Source organism: Brevirhabdus pacifica (genome assembly GCF_002797755.1).
GTDB classification, from domain to species: domain Bacteria; phylum Pseudomonadota; class Alphaproteobacteria; order Rhodobacterales; family Rhodobacteraceae; genus Brevirhabdus; species Brevirhabdus pacifica.
Map to the genome: position 1 here is coordinate 21,604 of NZ_PGFI01000011.1, position 20,948 is coordinate 42,551.

The following is a 20,948-nucleotide window of genomic DNA, read 5'->3' on the forward strand; positions in this document are numbered from 1 at the left end:
AGTTACTGGACACGCTGTCCGTTGGCCAGGATCCCGCCATCGGGCGTGATTTCGATCTCGGAGGTGACGGCATCCTCCCCCTCGACGGTGCGGCCGAACATGCCCAGCATCATCTGGGCCATCATCGCCTGCTGCTGGGGCAGCAACCCCATCCGGGTGAGGTTCTGCAACAGTGCCTCCGCCCCGTCGAGGCGAAGCTGCGCGTGGCCCACGGGTTTCGGTCCGGGCCCGAAGGGCGACGGGGTCTTGTTGTCGAAGGTGAAGCTGCCGGCGCCCGTCAGATCCGCGCCCGCGGCCCGCAACCGAATTCGCCGCACGTCGAGGGCGTGGATCTCTCCGGCCTCGGGACCGATGGCGCCGATCGCCTCGGGTTCCTCGAGGATGTCGCCGAACCAGTTGGCCTTCGCGGCCATGTCGATCACCAGGCTGGCCGGTTCGCGGGGCAGCACGCCCATCGGGTCCAGCATCTGCCAGATCGGGTCGGCAAGGCTGAGTTCGGCCACATCGACCAGGATATCGACATCCTCGGGCGTGTCGGATTTCTGCACCGGCAGGCCGACGGAGAATTCCAGCGCCTCCGCTTGGGCCGAGACGGGGGGCATCGGCAGTTCGGAGCTTTCGAAGCTGGCGGCGATGGCCTCGGTCGCACCCGCATAGCGCAGCCCGGCCTGGGACAGCGACAGGTCCAGCCGGCCGTTGTCCGAGGTGACGTGCCCGGCGGCGTTGGCGGTCCCATCCACCAGGCTGAACGATAGATCGCTGCCCGTGTGGCTGAGGCTGAGGTCGCTTTCGAAACCCTGACGCAGCAGTTCCGGCAGGGTGGTCTCGGCCAGGTCCACCGGCTGCTGACCGCTGGCCCCCGAGCCGCTGAAGCCGATCTCGACGAAGGCGCCTTCGGCGTCGAACTGGCCGTCACCGCCGGGCTTGGCCAGCGACACCACGAAACCCGCCGCCGCGATGGTTCCGTCGGTGATGGTCTCGCGGGCGACGGCGGTGGGCCCTTCACCGGCGACGCGGTAGGTCATCTCCAGCCCCTCAAGGTCGACGACCGCCTGCAACGGCAGCCGGTTCGCGCCGCTTTCGATCCCGTCCAGGCTGAGGGTGATGGCGGGCGCGAAATAGTCGATCAGCGCGTCATCGGGCGTGCCGGCCAAGCTGATGCTGAGGCCGGGGGTCTCCATCAGGACATCGGCCACCAGCGGCGGCGACTGGTCGTCGGCCACGACTTGCAGGCGCATCATGTGCTGCGCGCTCATCTCGAACAGGATATCGCCGCCCTCCACCCGGGTCAGCCGGATCTCGCCGATGCTGCCCTCCAGCGTTCCGCCGGGCAGGGGCATCGCGTAGGAGACATCGTGGAGAATCAACTCGTCGGGGCCCTCGTCACGGGCCGCGGACTCCATGGTGACGCCATAGCCCGCGTTCAGCGAGAGGACGAATTCCCAAGCTTCTTGGGGTGTCATGGCGGCGCGTGCGACAGAAGGAACCAGATAAAGCGCCAGCAGTCCGCCAATGGCGACAGCAGTGCGAAACATCACTAAAATCCGTTCGAAATAGAAATTGACGAGACCAGCTTGGGTCATGGGCAACCGACCGGTCAAGGACGGAATCCTGTGGAACTCTGGTCTTGAAGGGCGTAGCTCCTGTATTCGACAGGTCGGCGGATGCGGATTTCCACGTGGAGGGAGGGAGTATTCCAATGCGGTTTGACTCGAAGACGGTTCTGATAACTGGCGCCAGCCGGGGCATCGGTGAATCCGCCGCGCTGGCCTTTGCGGAAGCCGGTGCCAACGTGGTCCTGCTGGCCCGCAGCCGGGAGGCGATCGCGGACCTGGCGGGCCGGATCGGGCCGAAAGCCCTGGCCATCCCCTGCGACGTCAGCCGCTTCTGGGAGATGCAGGCAGCGGTCGAGGCCACGATCAAGGCCTTCGGCAGCCTGGACGTCGTGATCAACAACGCCGGGGTCATCGATCCCATCGCCCCCTTCGCCGACACCGATCCCGACGAATGGTCGCTGGCGATCGATGTCAATCTCAAGGGCGTCTACCACGGCATGCGCGCGGCACTTCCCGTAATGATCGAGGCCGGTGGCGGCAGCATCCTGACCGTGTCCTCCGGCGCGGCCCACTACCCCGTCGAGGGTTGGAGCGCCTATTGCGCCTCCAAGGCCGGGGCGGCGATGCTGACCCGCAGCCTGCACCACGAGGCGGCCGCGCAAGGCATCCGGGCCATGGGCCTTTCGCCCGGCACCGTCGCGACCCAGATGCAGCGCGAGATCAAGGCCTCGGGCATCAACCCCGTCAGCCGTCTGGACTGGTCCGACCACATCCCGCCCGAATGGCCCGCCCAGGCCCTTCTCTGGATGGCCGACGCAAGCTCGGACGATTTCCTGGGCGAGGAGATTTCCCTGCGCGATCCGGCCATGCGACAGAGGATCGGCTTGTGACGATCGAGGTCGACAAGTCGCAACCGTGCTGGATAGTCACGCTCAACCGTCCCGAGAAGGCCAACGCCCTGACCCGCGACATGCTGGTTCAGTTGACGGCGGTGATGGACGACGCTTCGGTCCAGGGGGCGCGCGCGCTGGTGCTGACCGGGCGCGGGCATGTCTTCAGCGCCGGCGCCGATCTGGAAGAGGCCCGCGCCGGCCTGGCCCTTGACGATATCTGGGAACGGCTGTCGTCGCGGGTCGCCGCGCTGCCCTTCCTGACGGTCGCTGCCCTCAACGGGACGCTGGCGGGGGGCGCCTTCGGCATGGCGATGGCCTGCGACCTGCGGATCGGGGTCGAGGGGGCGGAGTTCTTCTATCCCGTGCTGCGGCTGGGCTTTCAGCCACAGCCGTCGGATCCGGCCCGGCTGGCGGCGCTGGTGGGTCCGGCCCGGGCGCGCATGGTCCTGATCGGCGGCGCTCGCCTGTCGGACCAGGAGGCGCTGTCCTTCGGGCTGATTGACCGCCTGGTGCCGCGCCGGGGTCTGGAACAGGCGATCCGGGATGTGACCCGGGACGCGGTCAACGCCATCCCGGCCCACGTGGCGGCAATCAAGGACCTGCTGCGCTAGGCGGGTCCGAAAGGCGATATGCGATGAGCGATTTCGACGAGGTGACGCCCGACGCGCTGGTGATCGGCGGCGGCCCGGCCGGGCTGATGGCCGCCGAGGAACTGTCACGCGCGGGCCACCGCGTGCTGGTGGCCGACGCCCGGCCCAGTCTCGGGCGCAAGTTCCTGATGGCCGGTAAGTCAGGCCTGAACCTGACCCGCGACGAGGATGACGCGCGTTTCCTTGCCGCCTACGAAGAGGCATCCGCGCCCCTGGCCCCGATGCTGGCCGAATTCGGTCCCCGGGCGGTCGTGTCCTGGGCCGAGGGGTTGGAGCAGGAGGTTTTCACCGGCACCTCGCTGCGAGTCTTTCCCAAGGCGATGAAGGCCTCGCCACTGCTGCGGGCCTGGCTGGCGCGGCTGGCCGGCCAAGGGGTCGAAACCCGGACGCGCTGGCGCTGGACCGGGTTTGCCGAAGGTGGCGCGGTTTGCTTCGAGGCGCCGGACGGGCCGCTGACACTGCGCCCCCGCGTGACGGTGCTGGCGCTGGGCGGGGCAAGCTGGCCGCGCCTGGGTTCGGACGGCGCCTGGGTGGGCGCACTGGAGGAGGCGGGTGTCGCCATCGCCCCCCTGCGCCCGGCCAACGCCGGACTCGCCGTGGATTGGAGCGATCACATGACCCGCCACCACGGCGCGCCGGTAAAGGGTGTCGCTCTGCTGGCCCAGGGTGACAACGGGCAGCGCCACCTCAGCCGGGGCGAATTCGTCATCACCGCCCGTGGCCTGGAAGGGGGCGGCGTCTACAGCATCTCGAAACCCGTCCGCGAGGGCGCGCGCCTTTGCCTCGACCTTTGCCCTGATCTGGGGGCCCAGCGGGTAGCCGAACGCTTGGGGCGCCCTCGTGGCAAGCAGAGCCGGGCCAACCATATCCGCAAGGCGCTGGGCCTCGACCCGGTCAAGCTGGCGCTGTTGCAGGAATTTGGCCGCCCCCTGCCCGAGGAGGCCGGGGATCTGGCGGCACTGATCAAGGCCCTGCCCGTGGCCCATCAGGGCCTGCGCCCCATCGAAGAGGCGATTTCAACCGCCGGAGGCATCCGTTGGGACGCGCTGGACGAAGATCTCATGCTGCGCGCCCTGCCGGGGGTCTTCGCCGTGGGCGAGATGCTGGATTGGGAGGCGCCGACCGGCGGCTACCTTCTGACCGCCTGTCTTGCCACGGGCCGGCACGCGGGCCGCGCCGCCGCCGCCCGCCTGGCCGGATCGCCCAAGGACTGAGCCGGGCGGCCTAGGCCGCCTGCGCCACGGCGCGGCCGAAGGCAGGCCGATCGCGCAACCGTTGGAAATACGCGGCCACCGGCCCCTCCTCGGGCACGGGGAAACGTGCGTTGGTGGCCCAGTTGCCGCAATGGCCGCACAGGATGTCGGGCACGGTCATCTCTTCGCCCATCAGGAAGGGCTGGTCGCCCAGCCGCTCTTCCAGCCGCTCGAGGCTGCGGGTGAACTCCCACTTCAGGCTGTCCTTGATCTCGGGCAGGCGCCGTTCCTCGGGCAGGATGAAGCTGTGGCGCGCGGCGGTCCAAAGGATCGCGTCCATCTCGTCCAGAACGAAATGGGTCATGCCGTCCTGGCGGGCGCGCGCCAGCGTGCCGGCCTCATGGGTCAGGCGACCGTGGCGGTCGGCCAGGAACTGGAGGATCGCGGTCGAGTCGGTGATCGCCGCGCCATCGGCCAGCAGCACCGGCACCTTGCCCGAGGGGTTGAGCGCGCGCACCGCGTCGGAGCGCGGCGCCTCGGGACGATGCTCGTAGGGTTCGCCCAGCTCCTCAAGCATCCACAGGACGCGCAGGGCGCGGCTTTTGACGGGTCCGATGACTGTATACACGGGCTATTTCCTTCCCAGCATGGCAATGCGGATGAGAGTGCGTTCGACAAGCGCCATGGCCGGGGCGATCTGCCCGGCCGAGCGCAGTTGCAGGTCGGTATCGGTCAGCATTCCCAGCGCCGATTCCAGTTTGTGGGTGCCCCAGCTCTGGGCTTGGCGGGCCATGCGGTCCCGTCGCGGCCCGAAGACCGGCGGGCGCGCCCGCGACAGGCCCGCGGCCGCGCCGCCCGGATCGTTGCTGGCCGCGTGCAACAGGCGGAAATGGCGGGTGGCGGCGATGGTCAGGCCGACGGGCTGCACGCCCTGGCCCTCCAGCTTGCGCATGACGGGGCCGATTTCGGACAGGCGCCCCTCGGCGGCGATGTTGAGGATGTCGTCGGTCTCGGCCTCGATGGTGGCGGGGGCGCAGGCGGCGACCTCGTCCGAGGTGACGGCGCTGTTGTCGCCGAGCTTGTAAAGCGACAGCTTTTCCAGCGTCTGGCGGAAATCGCCGGGGTCGATCTCGCGGGCCAGGGCGCCCAGGTCTGTCATCGCCTCGGGCTCGATCTGGGCAAGCCCAGCTTTCTTCAACAGGCCCTCGATCTCCTCACGTCCGGGCGGATCGTCGTAGATCCCGGCGGCATAGGCCGAGGGATGCCCTTCAAAAAGCTTGCGCAGGGCTGACTTGGCCGTCAGTTGCCCGGCGGTCACGACAAGCTGCGCATCGCCCTTCTGCCACTCGGCCAGGGCGGTGGTCGCGGGTTTCGCCAGTTGGTCCGTCGCCTCCTCGACAAAGACGACGCGGGGGCCGGGAAAGAATCCCCGTGCCTTCAGCGCATCCAGCAGCAGGGCGGGGTCCTTGCGAACCTCGGCCGCGGGAAGCCGCGTGAGGCGCATCTCCTCCTCGCCGGTCGGGCCGACGAGGGCGGCGATCAGTTCCTGGCGCTTCAGGGCCACGCGCATGGCGTCGGCGCCGTAGATCAGGATGCCGGCGCGGTCGGGATCGGGCTTTGCGAAATACCGCCCGGCATCGCGCGGCGACAGCTTCATCGCGCGCGGCCCCCCGCGTTCCAGTCCACCGCCGTCGCCAGAAGCTCGGCCACCACCAGGTCGGCCAGCGAGACCATCAGCCGGTCATAGGCATCCTCTTCCGCCGCCAGCGTGCCGACGGTCAACGAGGTGGTCGAGTAGGAGGTGAAGCTGCGGACCCGGCCCGTGGTCAGGACCTGGGTGCCGCCAAGCGGGCGCAGGGTGAAATCGACGTTGCCGAAAAGCTGGTAGCGCTCGATGTCGTTGGACGAGCTGATCGCGACCCCCTCGCTACGGGTGCCCAGCTTAAAATCCAGCTCGAAATCGGGGGCCGAGGGGCGGCCCAACCGTTCTTCCAGCCGACCCACCAGCATGAAGCCGCGACGGCTTTTGGGATCGCCGACGCGAATGCGGCCACGCAGGCCCGCGGCACTGCCGCCGGGCCCATAGACCGGGGTGAAGCCACAGCCGCCCAGCCCGACCGCGGCGCCAAGCCCCAGCGTGCCGGCGCCCAGGCGGGCGAGAAAGAGGCGGCGATCAGATGACGACATTCACAATCCGGCCCGGAACCACGATCAGCTTGCGCGGCTGACCACCGGCCAGCGCCTTCTGGACAGCTTTATCCGCAAGGGCGATCTTTTCAACCTCTTCGCGGGGCAGGTCCGCGGCCACGGTGATCTCGGACTTGCGCTTGCCATTGATCTGGATGGGCAGGGTGACGCTGTCCTCGACCAGCAGGGCAGGGTCGGCCTTGGGCCAGGGCGCCCGCACCACCAGCCCCACGTTGCCCAGCAGCGCCCAGATCTCCTCGGACAGGTGCGGGGTCATCGGGCTCATCAGCTGGGCCAGCGTCGCGACAGCGCGGCGGCGCGCCTGCCCGCTGGCCTTGGATTTCGCCAGCGTGTTGGTGAACCCGTAAAGCTTGGCGACGGCCGCGTTGAAGGCGAAGTTCTCGACACCCTCGGTCACGTCGGCGATGGCCCGGTGGGTGGCGCGGTCAAGCGCCTGGTCCTCGGCGGCATCCCCGGCGGCATCCGATGCCTCGGCGGCGTCGGTGGCAATGCGCCAGACCCGGTTGAGGTGACGGAAGGCGGCCTCGGCCCCGGCGGCGGTCCATTCGACATCGCGCTCGGGGGGCGAGTCGGACAGGATGAACCAACGGGCCGTATCGGCGCCGTAAGCCTCGATGATGTTGACCGGGTCGACCACGTTCTTCTTGGATTTCGACATCTTGGCCGAGGGGATCACCTGCACGGGGGCCCCCGACTCGCCCAGGCGCGCGCCGGACTCGGTCCATTCGATGGATTCGGGCAGATGGTAGACCGGGCGGCCCTTGTCATCCTGGGTGACATAGATCTCGTGGGTCACCATGCCTTGGGTGAAAAGCGCGTTAAACGGCTCGATCGCCTTTTCGGGCAGGTGGCCGGTCTGGTTCATCGCGCGGGCAAAGAAGCGCGAGTAAAGCAGGTGCAGGATCGCGTGTTCGATCCCGCCGATATACTGGTCGACATTCATCCAGTAGGCCGCGTCCTCGGCATCGGTGGGCGTCGCGGCCCGGGGCGAGGTGAAGCGCGCGTAATACCACGAGCTGTCGACGAACGTGTCCATCGTGTCGGTTTCGCGCTTGGCGGGCTGGCCGCAGGCGGGGCAGGCACAGTCGCGCCATGTCGGGTGCCGGTCCAGCGGGTTGCCGGGCTTGTCGAAGCTGACGTCGCGCGGCAGTTCGATCGGCAGGTTTTCCTTTTTCTCGGGCACCACGCCGCAGGCGTCGCAGTGGACGACCGGGATCGGGCAGCCCCAGTAGCGTTGCCGCGACAGGCCCCAGTCGCGCAGGCGGAACTGGGTGACGCCCTTGCCCCAGCCCTGTTTCTCGGCAAGGTCGATGGTGGCGTCGATCGCCTCCTGGCCGGTGGCGACGTCCAGCCCGGCAAAATGATCGACCCAGCGCACGGGCTCGGTCTTGGGGGGCACGAAGGCCTCGTCCTCGACGGGGCGGGGGTTGTCGAGGGCGAAGAACGTGTCCGTCACCGGCAAGTCGTATTTGCGACAGAAATCCAGATCCCGCTGATCGTGGGCCGGGCAGGCGAAAACGGCGCCGGTGCCGTAATCCATCAGGATGAAGTTGGCGACCCAAACCGGCAGCTCCCACGCGGGGTTCAGCGGGTGGCGCACCCGCAGCCCTGTATCAAAGCCCTTTTTCTCGGCCTTCTCCATATCGGCCTCAGAGGTGCCCATGCGGCGGCAATCGGCGCTGAAGGCCGCAAGCTCGGGGTTGCCCTCTTCCAGCGACTTGGCCAGCGGATGGTCGGGCGAGATACCGACGAAGCTGGCGCCCAGCAGGGTGTCGGGCCGGGTGGTGTAGACCGGCAGCTCGGCAAAGCCATTGGTGGGGGCCGTCAGCTGGAACGCGAATTCCAGACCGCGCGACCGGCCGATCCAGTTGGCCTGCATGGTGCGGACCTTCTCGGGCCAGTTGTCCAGACCGTCCAGCGCCGAGAGCAGCTCGTCGGCGAAATCCGAGATGCGGAAGAACCACTGGGTCAGCTCGCGCCGTTCGACCGGCGCGTCCGAACGCCAGCCCCGCCCGTCGATCACCTGTTCGTTGGCCAGCACGGTCATGTCCACCGGGTCCCAGTTGACCACCGCGTTCTTGCGATAGACCAGCCCCTTGTCGAGCATGTCGATGAACATCGCCTGCTGCTGGCCGTAATACTCGGGGTCGCAGGTCGCGAACTCGCGGCTCCAGTCGATGCTGAGGCCCAGCGGCTTCATCTGGGCGCGCATGTCCGCGATGTTGTCATAGGTCCAGGTGGCGGGATGGCCGCCGCGTTCGATTGCGGCGTTCTCGGCCGGCATGCCGAAGGCGTCCCAGCCCATCGGATGCAGGACGTTGTGCCCGGTCGAGATCTTGTAGCGCGCGATCACGTCGCCCATCGTGTAGTTGCGCACGTGGCCCATGTGGATCCGCCCCGAGGGATAGGGGAACATCTCGAGCACGTAGTATTTCGGCTTCGACTCGTCGCGGGTCGCGGTGAAGACGCCGGCCTCTTCCCAGGCGCTTTGCCATTTGGGTTCGACCTCGGCGGTGTTCAGGCGGGACATGGGCTTATTCTTCCTTTGGACATGGAAACGCCGGGCGCGCGGGCCCGGCGTGTTGATACGTCGTCGCGGATCGAAGTGCTAGAGCTTCGAGTCGGCGATCCGAAGCTGCCGGGCGCGGGTCAGGATCGCATCCTCGACCGCGCGCACGGTCTCGCGGGATGCGGGACCCGAGCGGGTGCGGATCGCGACGTTGAGCGAGCGGGCGTCAAGCGCCGGGTCGCGGACATAGACGGTGGCGCGGTAGGCGCGGTTCGATCCCGGCGGCGTGCCATAGCCCATGACGATCACGCCCGAGAAGGGATCGACAGACTCGATCGGCAGGAAGGACAGCACGTCCTGTGCCGCCGTCCAGAGGTACTTGTTCACCTCGATCGTGGTGTTGGGATCGTCGCGGTTCTGGAACAGGTCGAAGATGGATTCGCGCTTGGGTTGCAGAACTCCGTTGGCCTCAAGCTGCTGCTTCGCGCGGCGCTGGTTGCGCTCGTAGGCATCGGCGTCGGAGCTGCCGAAGGGCGACGAGTTTCCGCAGGCGGCCAGGCTCGCCAGCAGGCCAACAAGTAGCAGTTTACGCAAAATCATCGGTCCCGTCACCTTGTGCCTTGGATCGCTCCTGCCGGTGTAACTTAGCGGAATCAGGCCGACAAGGGTTTTCCCCTGCCGCGCCCCGGCCACCACGGCCCGTTTCCGCCGGCGTGCGACGCCATCCCCTCAGTCATCCCCTCGCGCGCGCCCGCGAGGGGATGCGGTGGCGCAGTGCCCGGCATCCCGGCCTCCCGCCAAGCGATCCCGCGGGCCGCGCGGGCCCGGTGAAAGCGGCCGGGGAGGGGGCGACGGGGGCCGGGCGGATCACTGTGGCAAAGCTGCACCATCAAACGGGACTCTCCGGGGGGGTTCCTTGGGCATGTTGCATTGAAGACGGCAAAGGGGGATGAAGCAGCATACTCAATTCGGAGACGCTGGATTGAGGTGCACCTTTTAACGAAATGAGGGAAAACCATGAAAAAGGTTCTCTTTGCTTCCACGGCTCTGGTTGCCACTGCTGGTGTTGCAGCTGCCGAAGTTGCAGTCAGCGGCAAGGCCGAAATGGGTATCTTCGGCGGTACCGGTATTGAAACTCAGTTCTTCCAGGATCTGGACGTGACCTTCGGCATGTCGGGCACCACCGACAACGGCCTGTCGTTCGGCGCTTCGATCGACCTGGACGAATCCTGGCAGGGCACCAACGGCGCAGCCCCCAACGGCGCGCTGGCCAACAACGCTGACGACGGTGGCGCAAGCATCTTCGTCTCCGGCGACTTCGGCACCCTGACCATGGGCGACACCGATGGCGCTCTGGACTGGGCCATGACCGAAGCCGGCAACGTCGGCAACCCCGGTTCGATCAACGACGACGAGACCTCGCACGCCGGTTACCTCGGTGCGTACCTCGACGGTTCGTATGACGGCCAGATCGTTCGCTACGACAACACCTACGGCGACTTCGGTTTCGCCGTGTCGATCGAAGCTGACGACACCGCTCCCGTTCGCAACGTCGGCTACGCCGTCGGTGTGAAGTACAACCTCGACCTGGGCGGCACCACGCTGAACCTCGGCGTTGGTCATCAGCAGGCCACTCTGGCCGCTGGCGAAACCTCGCAGACCGGTATCTCGGTTGGCACCAAGATGGCTGCTGGCGTCTCGGCTGGCGTCACCTACACCATGATGAACGACATCGGCGGCGCCGCTGGCGTTGACGGCAAGCACATCGGTGTTGGCGTTGGCTACTCGGCCGGTGCAGTTTCGCTGCACGCCAACTACGGTCAGTTCGACCCGGACAACGCTGGCAAGACCTCGGGCTACGGCCTGGCTGCTGGTTACGACCTGGGCGGCGGCCTGAAGCTGCTGGCTGGCTACGGCAAGAACGAGCCCGCCGCTGGCGCTTCGACCGACATGTACTCGTTCGGCGCATCCATGTCCTTCTGATCCCAACCGGATCTGAAACGACAGAGAGGAGCGGGCCTTGGCCCGCTCCTTTTCTTTTGGGCTATCGCGGGTTCGACAGGGTTCCGCCGTCGTGCTAGGCCAGCCGTGCCGACAGTCCCGAAGCGACCGACCGCCGGCCCGCACCCGAACCAGTGACGAGCCGCGCCGATGATCCCCGTCAACCCCGCCCAGATCCCAGCCCTCTACAAGCAGGCGATGGGCCTTCAGGCGGCGGGCCGGCTGGACGAGGCGCGCGCGATCTACCAGCGCATTCTGACCGCCAACACCGGCCTGGCCGAGGTTCATTTCCAGGCCGCCCGTATCGACGCCGCCCAAGGCAATCCCGGCGCCGCCCTTGAGGGGTTCGAACGGGCGTTGGCCCTTAAGCCCGGTGAGCCCGCGATCTGGACCGAGGCCGCCCAGGCCGTGCGCGCCCTGGACGATGCCGCCCTGACCCGTGACTTCCTGGCCCGCGCGAAGAAGGCCCGACTGTCCCCGGCCGCTCTTCTGAAGGTGCAGGAACGCGCCCGCCCGCCCGCCCGCGCCAAGTCCGCGACCCGCGCCGACATCGGCACGGCCGACCCCCGGCAAGTGCAGCAGGCGATCGAGGCGCTGGCCGCCGGCCGCCTTGACCAGGCCCGCAAACGGATCGAGGCGCTGCTGGCCGGCAACACCCGTGCCCCGGCGCTGCACGCGATCCGGGCCGACGTGCTGGCCGCCCAGAAGCAACACGGCGCGGCGCTGAAGGCGGTCGAGCAGGCCATCACTCTGGCGCCGGACTATGCCGAGGCCCACGCTGCCCGGGGCCGGATCCTTGCCGCCACGGGGCGCGGGGCCGAGGCGCTGGCGGCCACCCGAAAGGCCCTGGCGCTGCTGCCGGGCATGCGCCGCGCCTGGATTGACCTTGCCCGCATGCTGGCCGACGGGGGCGACGCACCCGCCGCCATCGCGGCGGCGCGCCGGGCGCTTGCCCTGCCCTCGAAGGCCCCCGGGGCCGACGCCATCCCCCTCGCCATCCTGGGCGACCAGCAGATGCAGGAGCGGGATTTCGTCGGGGCCGAGGAAAGCTTTCGCAAGCTGGTGGCGCTGGACCCGGGCCCGGAGGCGGGGCTGCGCCTTGCCGAGGCGCTGGCCCGACTGGGCCGCGCGGCAGAGGCGCTGGCGCTTCACGACCGTCTGCTGGCCCAGGTCGAGGGGGAGGCACCCGCAGGGGCCGCGATCCTGTCGCGCAAAGCCTCCCTTCTGCAAACCACCGGGGCCTTCGCCGAGGCCCGCGCCGCCTTCGAAGCAGCACTGGCGCTTGCACCGGAGGATGCGGAGATCTTTCGCGGCTATGCCCTGAGCGTGAAGCTGAGCGAGGATGACCCGCACCTCCAACGGATGGCGGCCCGTTTTGACGAAGCAACCCTGTCGGATGCCGAGCGCAGCGCGCTGGGATTTGCCTTGGCCAAGGTCATGGAGGACCTGGGCCGGCATGACCGGGTGATGGGCTACCTGCACGCGGCCAACGCCGCCGCCCGCCGCCAGTCCCCCTATGACATCAAGGCCGAGCTTCGCCACGCGCGGGCCATGACGGCCGCCTTCGCGGGCCTCGGTGCGGGCGCCACGCCCCCCGCCGGGACGAGCGATCTGGCCCCCATCTTCGTGACCGGCATGCCCCGGTCGGGCACGACGCTGGTCGAGCAGATCCTGGCCAGCCATTCCCGCACCCGCGGCATCGGCGAGATCGGCCTGGCCGCGCGCGAGGCCGGGCGCCTGCTGAGCGCAATCGGGGCCGGGGCGGAGGGGGAGGCCCCCGGTTTTCGGCCCGTGGATAGCCTGCAGGACGAGGAGATCGCGGCCCTCGGCCACCGGTACGGCAAACTGCTGGAACGGGCGGGCATTGATCTCGACGGGCGGCGCGTCATCGACAAGTCGATCCAGACCTACCGGGTGATGCCGCTTATCCGCTTGGCCCTGCCTGCCAGCCGGGTGGTGGTGGTGCGCCGGGATCCTCGCGACACGCTTCTGTCGATCTATCGCAACAGTTTTGCCGCCGGCAGCTATGGCTATGCCAGCGACCTGCGCGACCTGGCCGAGACCTGGAAGCTTTTCGACGAGACGATCCGCATCTGGCGCCAGAAGTTCCCCGGCTGGTTCGTCGAGATCTCCTATGAGGCGCTGGTTGCCGATCCCGAGGGCGAGACGCGGCGGCTGCTGGAGGCCTGCGCGCTTGAGTTCGAGCCGGGCTGCCTGAGCTTTCACCAGGCCCGCCACGAGGTGCGCACCCTGTCGGTTTACCAGGTCCGCCAACCGATCTATGCCTCCTCGCTGAAGGGGTGGCGGCGCTATCGCGACGAGTTGGCGCCGATGCTGGAGGCCCTTGATCTGGAGGAGGATGACGATGTCGCTGGATGAGATCAGGACGCGGCTAAGGGCCGCCGAGAGCGCCGCCGGCCGGCCCGAGGGCTCGGTCGAGCTGATTGCCGTGTCGAAGGTGCAGCCACTGCCGCGGATCGAGGCGGTGCTGGAGGCAGGCCACCGCCTGTTCGGCGAGAACCGCGTGCAGGAGGCGGCCGGCAAATGGCCCGAACTGCGCGCCCGCCACGAGGGTGTCGCCGTGCACCTGCTGGGGCCGCTGCAGACCAACAAGGCACGCCAGGCGCTGGACCTCTTCGAGGCGATCCATTCGCTGGACCGGCCCAAGCTGGCCCGCACCCTGGCCCGCCTGGCCCAGGAAGAGGGGCGCTGCCCCGAGCTGTTCGTTCAGGTTAACACCGGCGAGGAAGAGCAGAAGGCCGGGATCCTGCCCGCCGAGGCCGATGCTTTCATCGCCGAGTGCCGCGCCATGGACCTGCCGGTGCGGGGGCTGATGTGCATCCCCCCCGTCGAGGAAGAGGCGGCGCTGCATTTCGCATTGCTGGCAAAGATCGCCGCCCGCAACGGTCTTGAGGGGCTGTCGATGGGGATGAGCGCGGATTTCGAGAAGGCGGTGGCCTTCGGGGCGACCCACGTGCGGGTGGGATCGGCCATCTTCGGGGCGCGGACGACCGAGGGCTAGGCCGGGCCCATGCCCGGGGTCGGGCGGGGGCGGCCGGCGCCGCGCCGGGATATTTTCACGACAATGAAGCGGGGCGGGTCAGCCGGTGGCCTGGGGGCGCGGCAGGACGCGCAGCAGATCGCCGGGGCGAAGCCGCGCACTGATCCACAGCAGGTCGGGGCGGGCGAAGGCGACGCAGCCCTCGGTCGGGAAGCCCGGGCGGCGCCAGGTATGCAGGAAGATCGCCGAGCCGCGACCGGGGACCGGCGGGGCGCTGTTCCAGTCGGTCAGCAGCACGAGATCGTAGAGAGGGTCGGCCCGGCGCAGCCGCTCGTGGCGGAAGGGGTGCGGCGCGGTGACGGCCTGGTTGTAGGCGGGATCGGCGACATCATCGGACCACAGATCGCCCGGGCCGATGGGCTGGGCCCAGTCGGCGGGCGGGCGCAGCCGGTCGGGACGATAGAGCATGCCGGTGATCCGGTGGGTGCCGATTGGAGTGGCGCCATCGCCCTCGCGCTTGTCGCGGACAAGCCCGCCGCGCCCGATCACGCACGGCATGACGCGGCCGTGGAAGCGGCAGCCCGTTGGCGTGACCACGAGGTCGCGGGGGGAGAGCGGCGCGCTCATAGCAGGTGCCCCGACTTGGCCGCCTTGGTGGCAAGGTAGTCGGCGTTATGGGGGTTCTCGCCGATCTTGAGCGGCACCCGCTCGGTCACGGTGATACCCTGGGCTTCCATCATCGCGACCTTGGCGGGGTTGTTGGTCATCAGCCGCACGGCGCCGAACCCCATGGATTTCAGGATGGCGGTGCCGATGCGGAAATCCCTTTCGTCATCTTCGAAGCCCAGACGGTGGTTCGCCTCGACCGTGTCGAAGCCCTGGTCCTGAAGCGAATAGGCCCGCATCTTGTTGACGAGGCCGATGCCGCGTCCCTCCTGGTTGAGGTAGAGGAGAACGCCGGCGCCCTCTGCCCCCATCCGCGCCAGGGCGCCGCGAAGCTGCGGACCGCAGTCGCATTTCAGCGATCCCAGCAGGTCGCCGGTGAAACAGGCCGAATGCAGCCGGGCCAGCACCGGGGCGGCGCGGTCGGGCTGGCCGATCTCGATGGCGTAATGCTCTTCCGAGCCATCCTCGGGGCGGAAGACGTGCAGGCGGGTGCCTGCGGCGGCGGCCAGGGGCACGCGGGCGCTGACGACCTTTTCCAGCAGGGCCGCGCTGTCGTCGATCTGATCGACGGGGATGGAGATGAGATCATGGCGCCCGGCGAATTCGGCGGCGTTTCCCACGACGGGCGCGGTCAGCGCGGCCGGCAGCAGGCGCGCGCCCTTCAGCAGGGCGATGGCGGCGCGGTGCAGGGTCGCGTCCCCTTCGCGCAGGGTCTGGAAGGGGCCTTTCATGGGGGCGTTGAGGTCGTCGGCCGGGTCGGCCACCTGGGCGATCCAGCGCAGGTCGGCCGAAGCCGGTACCGCGATACGTGCCAGATCCCCGTCATAGGCGCGGGCCTTGAGGGTGGCGGCGCGACGGGCGGTGACGGCCAGGGTCAGGGGCGCGCCCAACTCCTGCATCGCGCGCCAGCGCACCTTGCCAAGTGTCTCGGCCGCGGCGGCGACGATGGCATGCGTGCCGTCGTGCAGCACCACAGGCACGCCGAGGCGCAGGTCGGCGCGGGCGCGGGACAGTTGTTCGGTCATGCCGGGGGCAAGGCTCATGTCTGTGTCCGTCCTGGGTGCCCCTTGCCGGGGCGGTCGCGGGGGCGCCGGGGTGGCGCGGGCAGGTGAAGATGTACAGAGTTTGCGACAGATATGAAACAATAGGCCGCTGCGCGACACGAGCGCGTGAGGCGGATGCAGCAAAGCTTGAGGTTGGGCCCGGCTGGCAACACCTTCCGCCTGAACGGGCCGCCCCGCTTCCCGCATCCCGGGGAGTGCCGCGGTTCCCAAGAGGGAGTGAGACAAGATGAGCAACGTCAAGAAGATCCTGCTGGTCGACGATGACGACGACCTGCGCGAGGTGCTGAGCGAGCAGCTGGTGATGACCGAGGATTTCGAGGTCATCGAGGGTAACAGCGGCCAGTCGGCGATGGAGCGGGTCAAGGAGAGCCTTTACGACCTGGTGATCCTGGACGTGGGCCTGCCCGACACCGACGGGCGCGAGCTGTGCCGCCTTCTGCGCAAGCAGGGCGTGAAATGCCCGGTCATCATGCTGACCGGCCATGACAGCGACGCCGACACCATCCTGGGCCTCGACGCGGGCGCCAACGATTATGTCACCAAGCCTTTCAAGTTCCCGGTTCTGCTGGCGCGCATCCGCGCCCAGCTGCGCCAGCACGAACAGTCCGAGGACGCGGTCTTCCAGCTTGGGCCCTACACGTTCAAGCCGTCGATGAAGATGCTGATCGACGAGAATGAGCGCAAGATCCGCCTGACCGAGAAGGAAACCAACATCCTCAAGTTCCTCTACCGGTCCTCCGAGGGGGTGGTGCCCCGTGACGTGCTGCTGCACGAGGTCTGGGGTTACAACGCCGGCGTGACCACCCACACGCTGGAAACCCACATCTACCGTCTGCGCCAGAAGATCGAGCCGGACCCCTCGAACGCCAGTCTTCTGGTGACCGAATCCGGCGGCTATCGCCTGGTAGCCTGAGCGCGGATATGCGCGCCGCTTGAGGCCCGAAAGGCCCTTCGGGGAACCTTCGGGCCGCGGCGCGGTTGGTATCCTGAGCAATCCCGTCTCATGTCCGGGTTATGACATGAACCTCCCTGTTGGACTTGCCCCGGCCTTGTGCCGGGGCTTTTTTTATCCGATGAGCAGCGGACGCGCCTGAAAAACCGCCCGGGGAGATCGCCAATGGCCTTCACGCTTGCCACATGGAACATCAACTCGGTTCGTCTTCGCGAGCCGATCGTCAGCCGCCTGCTGCGCGAGAACGCGCCGGACGTGCTGTGCCTTCAGGAATGCAAGTCACCGGTCGAGAAGATCCCGCTCGAGGCCTTTCGTGCCCTGGGCTACCAGCACATGGTTGCGCGCGGGCAGAAGGGCTACAACGGGGTCGCCATCCTGTCCAAGCTGCCGATCGAGGAAGCGGGCGCCCATGACTTCGCGACCCTCGGCCATGCCCGCCACGTCGCCGCGCGGCTGGAGAACGGCGTCACGGTCCACAATTTCTACGTGCCCGCCGGGGGCGACATCCCCGACCGGGAGCGCAATGACAAGTTCGGCCAGAAGCTGGATTACCTGACCGAGATGCGCGACTGGTTCCACGCCGAGGCCCCGCGCAAGTCCGTGCTGGTGGGTGATCTGAACATCGCCCCGCGTGAGGATGACGTCTGGAATCACAAGCAGCTTCTGAAGGTGGTCAGCCACACCCCGGTTGAGGTCGAGCACCTGGCACAGGCCCAGGACGCGGGCGGCTGGGTGGACATCACCCGCCAGGATCATCCCACGGGGCAGCTTTATTCATGGTGGTCCTACAGGGCCCGCGATTGGGATGCCGCGGACAAGGGTCGGCGGCTGGATCACGTCTGGGCCACGCCCGACATTTCCGCCGCCGGACACTCCAGCAGGGTGCTTCGCGAGGCGCGCGGATGGGAAAAACCCTCGGACCACGCGCCGGTCTTCGCCAGTTTCGATCTTTGACAAATTCCGGCGCGCTCCACATATAAGGCCAATGGCCGCGCGGCCGGCCGGGATGGCGGGGCGCGGCGCATGCAAGACGACAACCCAAGCGGAGTGGTGGGAAGATGCTAGAATTCGGCAATACGGGTGCTTCGGCCGGCGGGTCCTCGGACCTGATCAAGGACACGAACGAAGCCAACTTCATGGCGGACGTGGTGGACGTCAGCCAGGAGGTCCCCGTCATCGTCGATTTCTGGGCGCCCTGGTGCGGCCCCTGCAAGACACTGGGCCCCGCCCTCGAGAAGGCTGTGACCGAAGCCCGTGGCGCCGTGCGCATGGTCAAGGTGGACATAGACCAGAACCAGCAGATCGCAGCACAGCTGCGGATCCAGTCGGTGCCCACTGTCTACGGTTTCTACAAGGGTCAGCCGATCGATGGCTTCCAGGGCGCGGTCAGCCCTTCGGAGATCAAGGCATTCATCGACCGGCTGGTGGCCGCGTCGGGTGGCGACGCCAGCGGCGGCCTTGACGAGGCGATCGAAGCGGCCGAGCAGATGCTGACCGAGGGGGCGGCCGTGGATGCGGCCCAGACCTTCGCCGCCATCCTTGGCGAGGATCCGGCCAATGCCGCAGCCTATGGCGGCCTGATCCGCGCGCATCTTGCGATGGACGAGGTCGAGCAGGCTCAGGCCCTGCTGGACAATGCCCCGGCCGAGATTGCCAGCGCCCCCGAGATCGAGGCCGCGAGGGCCCAGCTTGAGTTGGCACAGCAGGCCGCCAGCGCCGGCCCCGTGACCGAACTTCGGGCCCGTCTGGCCGAGAACCCCGGCGATCTTCAGGTCCAGTTTGATCTGGCCATCGCGCTGCATGCCTCGGGCCAGGTGCAGGAGGCGGTTGACCTGCTTCTCGACATCTTCCGGCAGGACCGCGAATGGAACGACGGGGCCGCCAAGACCCAACTTTTCACGATCTTCGACGCGCTGAAGCCGCAGGATCCCATCGCCCTTAACGGTCGGCGGAAACTATCCTCGATGATCTTCACCTGAGCCCGAAAGGCACATCATGGGACTGATTACAGCAGCCGACCTGCCCGGATCCGTTCCGGTCTTCCCGCTGCCCGGTGCCCTGATGCTGCCGCGCGCCCGTCTGCCCCTTCATATCTTCGAGCCGCGCTACCTGGCGATGCTGGACGACACGCTGAAGACACCGCATCGGTTGATCGGCATGGTCCAGCCCCTCGAGGAAGGGGGCGGCATCCGCGCCCAGAACGACGAAGGTTGCCAGGGCCTGCACAGGATCGGCTGTGCCGGCCGCCTGTCCGCCTTTTCCGAGACCGAGGACGGGCGCTACATGATCACCCTGTCGGGAATCAGCCGGTTCCGCATCACCGGCATGGTCGACGGCTTCTCGCCCTATCTGCGGGCTGACGTGGACTGGTCGGGCTATGAGCGGGACCTTGGCCCGGTGGAGCATGATCCCGAGTTTGATCGCGGCTGTTTCCTGGACCAGCTTCGCCGCTTCTTCGGCGCGCGGGAGCTTTCGGCCGACTGGGACAGCCTGGAACAGGCCGAGGATGAGCTTTTGATCAACTCGCTCTCGATGCTCTGCCCCTTCGATACCGAGGAAAAGCAGGCCCTGCTTGAGGCCAAAACCCTGGCCGAGCGGCGCCGGACCCTGACGACCCTGATTGATTTCGCGCTGCGCCGGGGCGATGGAGAGGATGTGCTGCAATGAACACGCGCCCCGATTTCGACCGCCACATGCTCGAGGCGCTGGTCTGCCCCGTGACCCAGGCGCCGCTGTCCTATGACGCCGAGCGCCAGGAACTGGTCTCCAAGGCCGCGCATCTGGCCTACCCGATCCGCGAAGGCATTCCGATCATGCTGGAAAGCGAGGCGCGGGAGGTCGAGTAGACCGCGCCGGGTCGCAGGATCCGCGCCCCCGCCAACCCCGTCTCAGATCCGCCGCCCCTGAAGCAGAAGCGGCACGTCGCCGGTCAGGCCCGCCGCCTCGCGGATGAAGCCGCGGCGCAGGCCGGGCAGGGCGTTGACCGCCCCAAGCCCCAGGTCGCGCAGCCCCCGCAGCAGGGGATTGTCGTTCGAGAACAGCCGCGTGAAGGCGTCGGTCGCCAGGGCAAGGGTCGTGGCATCGAAGCGCCGCCATCGCAGGTAGCGGTCCAGCACATCCTCGCGCCCGAAATCCTCGCCCCTGCGCAGCGCCTCGATCAGGACCTGCGCCAGCGCGGCGCTGTCCCGCAGACCTTGGTTCAAGCCCTGGCCCGCGATGGGATGCACCGCATGTGCCGCGTCGCCAACCAGCGCCAGCCGCTGCCCGGTCATGGAATTTGCCAGGCTCAACTCTAGCGGATAGGCAAAGCGGGCGCCGTCCAGGGCGATCTCTCCCAAGAAGTCGCCGAAGCGGGGGCGCAGCGCCTCAAGATAGCCCGCGTCGTCCAGCCCCGCGATGCGCTGGGCCTCCTCGGTCCGCTCGGACCAGACGATCGAGACGCGGTTGCCCCGCAGCGGCAGGATGGCCAGCGGACCGCCAGGCATGAAGAACTGGTGCGCAACGCCCTCATGCGGCGCCTCGTGCGAGATGGCCGAGACCAGCGCCGTCTGCCGGTAGGGCCAGCCGGTCCGGCCGATGCCCGCCCGCTCTGCCGTGCCCGAGCGGCGCCCGTCGCATCCCACCAGAAGCCGTGCGGTGAAGGCCCGGCCGTCCTGCAGCGTGACGCCGACACCGGCGGCGTCACGCTGCTGGGCCACCACACGCGCGTTCCACTCATGCCGGATCCGCGGATGGGCCGCGACCGCCGCCAGCAGGGCGGGGCGCAGGTGCCGATCCTCGACCATGTAGCCCATCGGCCCCTCTTCGATCTCGGCGTGATCGAAATGCAGCGACAGGGGCGACGGCCCCTCGCCGGGACGCCCGTCGCTGGCGGTGATGCCAAGGATCGGCTGTGTCACCGCATCCAGCTTCTCCCACAGGCCAAGGGCGCGCAGCATCCGCTGAGATCCCAGGGCCAGTGCATAGGCGCGCCCGTCGAAGGCGGCGTGGCTGTCGGGGTCATCGGCGGGGCGCGGGGCGGCGTCGATCACCTGCACCGAAAGCCCCCCCTCGGCCAGGGCCAGCGCAAGGCTGAGGCCGTTCAGACCCGATCCCACGATCAGGACATCGCCTTGGGGGCGGGCGGTGGGGGATACATCTGTCATCGGGGGAAATATGGCGGCTCTGCCGGCATTGTCCATGCCTGCCGGACGCGCTAGCGTCCGCGCAACGGTGATCGCCGGTCCGCTGCGGGGCGGGGCCCTGTCGGACGATC

The 20,948-nt window shown here is 68.2% G+C and carries 20 protein-coding genes; 11 read left to right on the top strand and 9 right to left on the bottom strand.

Features of this window, described 5'->3' with window-relative positions; translation table 11 throughout:
* Positions 1–2: 2 nt before the first annotated feature.
* Positions 3–1,535, bottom strand: a complete 1,533-nt coding sequence (locus CLV77_RS00315) for a DUF2125 domain-containing protein (RefSeq protein ID WP_076979773.1) — start codon at positions 1,533–1,535, stop codon at positions 3–5.
* 164 nt (positions 1,536–1,699) lie between these two features.
* On the opposite strand from CLV77_RS00315, the gene CLV77_RS00320 reads away from it, so the two are divergent.
* Genes CLV77_RS00320 through CLV77_RS00330 form a run of 3 tightly spaced genes read left to right on the top strand, consistent with a single transcriptional unit; the run spans position 1,700 to position 4,313 of the window.
* Positions 1,700–2,446 carry an SDR family oxidoreductase gene (locus CLV77_RS00320; protein WP_076979772.1) on the top strand — a complete coding sequence of 249 codons (747 nt, stop codon included), beginning with the start codon at positions 1,700–1,702 and terminating at the stop codon, positions 2,444–2,446.
* A complete protein-coding gene (locus CLV77_RS00325) occupies positions 2,443–3,060 on the top strand; it encodes an enoyl-CoA hydratase/isomerase family protein (protein ID WP_233128057.1) in 618 nt (205 codons plus the stop codon). The genes CLV77_RS00320 and CLV77_RS00325 overlap by 4 nt, the downstream gene beginning before the upstream one ends.
* 23 nt (positions 3,061–3,083) lie before the next feature.
* On the top strand, positions 3,084–4,313 hold the full coding sequence (locus CLV77_RS00330) for a TIGR03862 family flavoprotein (protein WP_076979771.1): 1,230 nt from the start codon (positions 3,084–3,086) through the stop codon (positions 4,311–4,313).
* Between the two features lie 10 nt (positions 4,314–4,323).
* Here CLV77_RS00330 and CLV77_RS00335 read toward each other — a convergent pair whose 3' ends face one another.
* The 5 genes from CLV77_RS00335 to CLV77_RS00355 all read right to left on the bottom strand — a co-directional run bounded on the left by CLV77_RS00335 (position 4,324) and on the right by CLV77_RS00355 (position 9,609).
* Positions 4,324–4,920, bottom strand: a complete 597-nt coding sequence (locus tag CLV77_RS00335; protein WP_076979770.1) for a glutathione S-transferase family protein — start codon at positions 4,918–4,920, stop codon at positions 4,324–4,326.
* 3 nt (positions 4,921–4,923) lie between these two features.
* Positions 4,924–5,949 (bottom strand): DNA polymerase III subunit delta, encoded by a 1,026-nt coding sequence (gene holA, locus CLV77_RS00340; protein WP_076979769.1) that lies wholly within the window; start codon positions 5,947–5,949, stop codon positions 4,924–4,926.
* On the bottom strand, positions 5,946–6,479 hold the full coding sequence (lptE, locus tag CLV77_RS00345; protein ID WP_076979768.1) for an LPS assembly lipoprotein LptE: 534 nt from the start codon (positions 6,477–6,479) through the stop codon (positions 5,946–5,948). Before lptE ends, holA begins: the two co-directional genes overlap by 4 nt.
* Complete coding sequence (gene leuS, locus CLV77_RS00350) at positions 6,466–9,030, bottom strand: leucine--tRNA ligase (protein WP_076979767.1); 2,565 nt, start codon at positions 9,028–9,030, stop codon at positions 6,466–6,468. The genes lptE and leuS overlap by 14 nt, the downstream gene beginning before the upstream one ends.
* A 78-nt stretch (positions 9,031–9,108) precedes the next feature.
* Positions 9,109–9,609, bottom strand: a complete 501-nt coding sequence (locus tag CLV77_RS00355) for a DUF3576 domain-containing protein (RefSeq protein WP_100053127.1) — start codon at positions 9,607–9,609, stop codon at positions 9,109–9,111.
* A 417-nt stretch (positions 9,610–10,026) separates the two neighbouring features.
* On the opposite strand from CLV77_RS00355, the gene CLV77_RS00360 reads away from it, so the two are divergent.
* From CLV77_RS00360 to CLV77_RS00370, 3 genes are all read left to right on the top strand, one after another.
* Positions 10,027–10,992 carry a porin gene (locus tag CLV77_RS00360; RefSeq protein ID WP_076979765.1) on the top strand — a complete coding sequence of 322 codons (966 nt, stop codon included), beginning with the start codon at positions 10,027–10,029 and terminating at the stop codon, positions 10,990–10,992.
* Positions 10,993–11,160: 168 nt separating this feature from the next.
* The gene (locus tag CLV77_RS00365) at positions 11,161–13,389 is read left to right on the top strand and encodes a tetratricopeptide repeat-containing sulfotransferase family protein (RefSeq protein ID WP_076979764.1); all 2,229 of its coding nucleotides are present in this window, start codon (positions 11,161–11,163) and stop codon (positions 13,387–13,389) included.
* Complete coding sequence (locus CLV77_RS00370) at positions 13,376–14,032, top strand: YggS family pyridoxal phosphate-dependent enzyme (protein ID WP_076979763.1); 657 nt, start codon at positions 13,376–13,378, stop codon at positions 14,030–14,032. The genes CLV77_RS00365 and CLV77_RS00370 overlap by 14 nt, the downstream gene beginning before the upstream one ends.
* Positions 14,033–14,110: 78 nt before the next feature.
* On the opposite strand, the gene CLV77_RS00375 is transcribed toward CLV77_RS00370, so the two are convergent.
* Positions 14,111–14,638: a L,D-transpeptidase family protein gene (locus CLV77_RS00375; RefSeq protein ID WP_076979762.1), complete on the bottom strand. Its 528-nt coding sequence runs from the start codon at positions 14,636–14,638 to the stop codon at positions 14,111–14,113.
* On the bottom strand, positions 14,635–15,720 hold the full coding sequence (gene ribA, locus CLV77_RS00380; protein WP_076979761.1) for a GTP cyclohydrolase II: 1,086 nt from the start codon (positions 15,718–15,720) through the stop codon (positions 14,635–14,637). The genes CLV77_RS00375 and ribA overlap by 4 nt, the downstream gene beginning before the upstream one ends.
* Positions 15,721–15,967: 247 nt before the next feature.
* Between ribA and CLV77_RS00385 the strand changes: the two genes are divergently transcribed.
* From CLV77_RS00385 to CLV77_RS00405, 5 genes are all read left to right on the top strand, one after another.
* Entirely contained in the window at positions 15,968–16,654 is a 687-nt protein-coding gene (locus tag CLV77_RS00385; RefSeq protein WP_076979760.1) for a response regulator transcription factor, read from the top strand.
* A gap of 204 nt (positions 16,655–16,858) precedes the next feature.
* Entirely contained in the window at positions 16,859–17,647 is a 789-nt protein-coding gene (locus CLV77_RS00390) for an exodeoxyribonuclease III (RefSeq protein WP_076979759.1), read from the top strand.
* 104 nt (positions 17,648–17,751) lie between these two features.
* Positions 17,752–18,672: a thioredoxin family protein gene (locus CLV77_RS00395; RefSeq protein WP_076979758.1), complete on the top strand. Its 921-nt coding sequence runs from the start codon at positions 17,752–17,754 to the stop codon at positions 18,670–18,672.
* Positions 18,673–18,688: 16 nt separating this feature from the next.
* A complete protein-coding gene (locus CLV77_RS00400) occupies positions 18,689–19,360 on the top strand; it encodes an LON peptidase substrate-binding domain-containing protein (protein ID WP_076979757.1) in 672 nt (223 codons plus the stop codon).
* A complete protein-coding gene (locus tag CLV77_RS00405; RefSeq protein WP_076979756.1) occupies positions 19,357–19,539 on the top strand; it encodes a Trm112 family protein in 183 nt (60 codons plus the stop codon). The genes CLV77_RS00400 and CLV77_RS00405 overlap by 4 nt, the downstream gene beginning before the upstream one ends.
* 42 nt (positions 19,540–19,581) lie before the next feature.
* Here CLV77_RS00405 and CLV77_RS00410 read toward each other — a convergent pair whose 3' ends face one another.
* Positions 19,582–20,874, bottom strand: coding sequence for a UbiH/UbiF/VisC/COQ6 family ubiquinone biosynthesis hydroxylase (locus CLV77_RS00410; protein WP_076979755.1), 1,293 nt, complete (start codon positions 20,872–20,874; stop codon positions 19,582–19,584).
* Between the last annotated feature and the right edge of the window lie 74 nt (positions 20,875–20,948).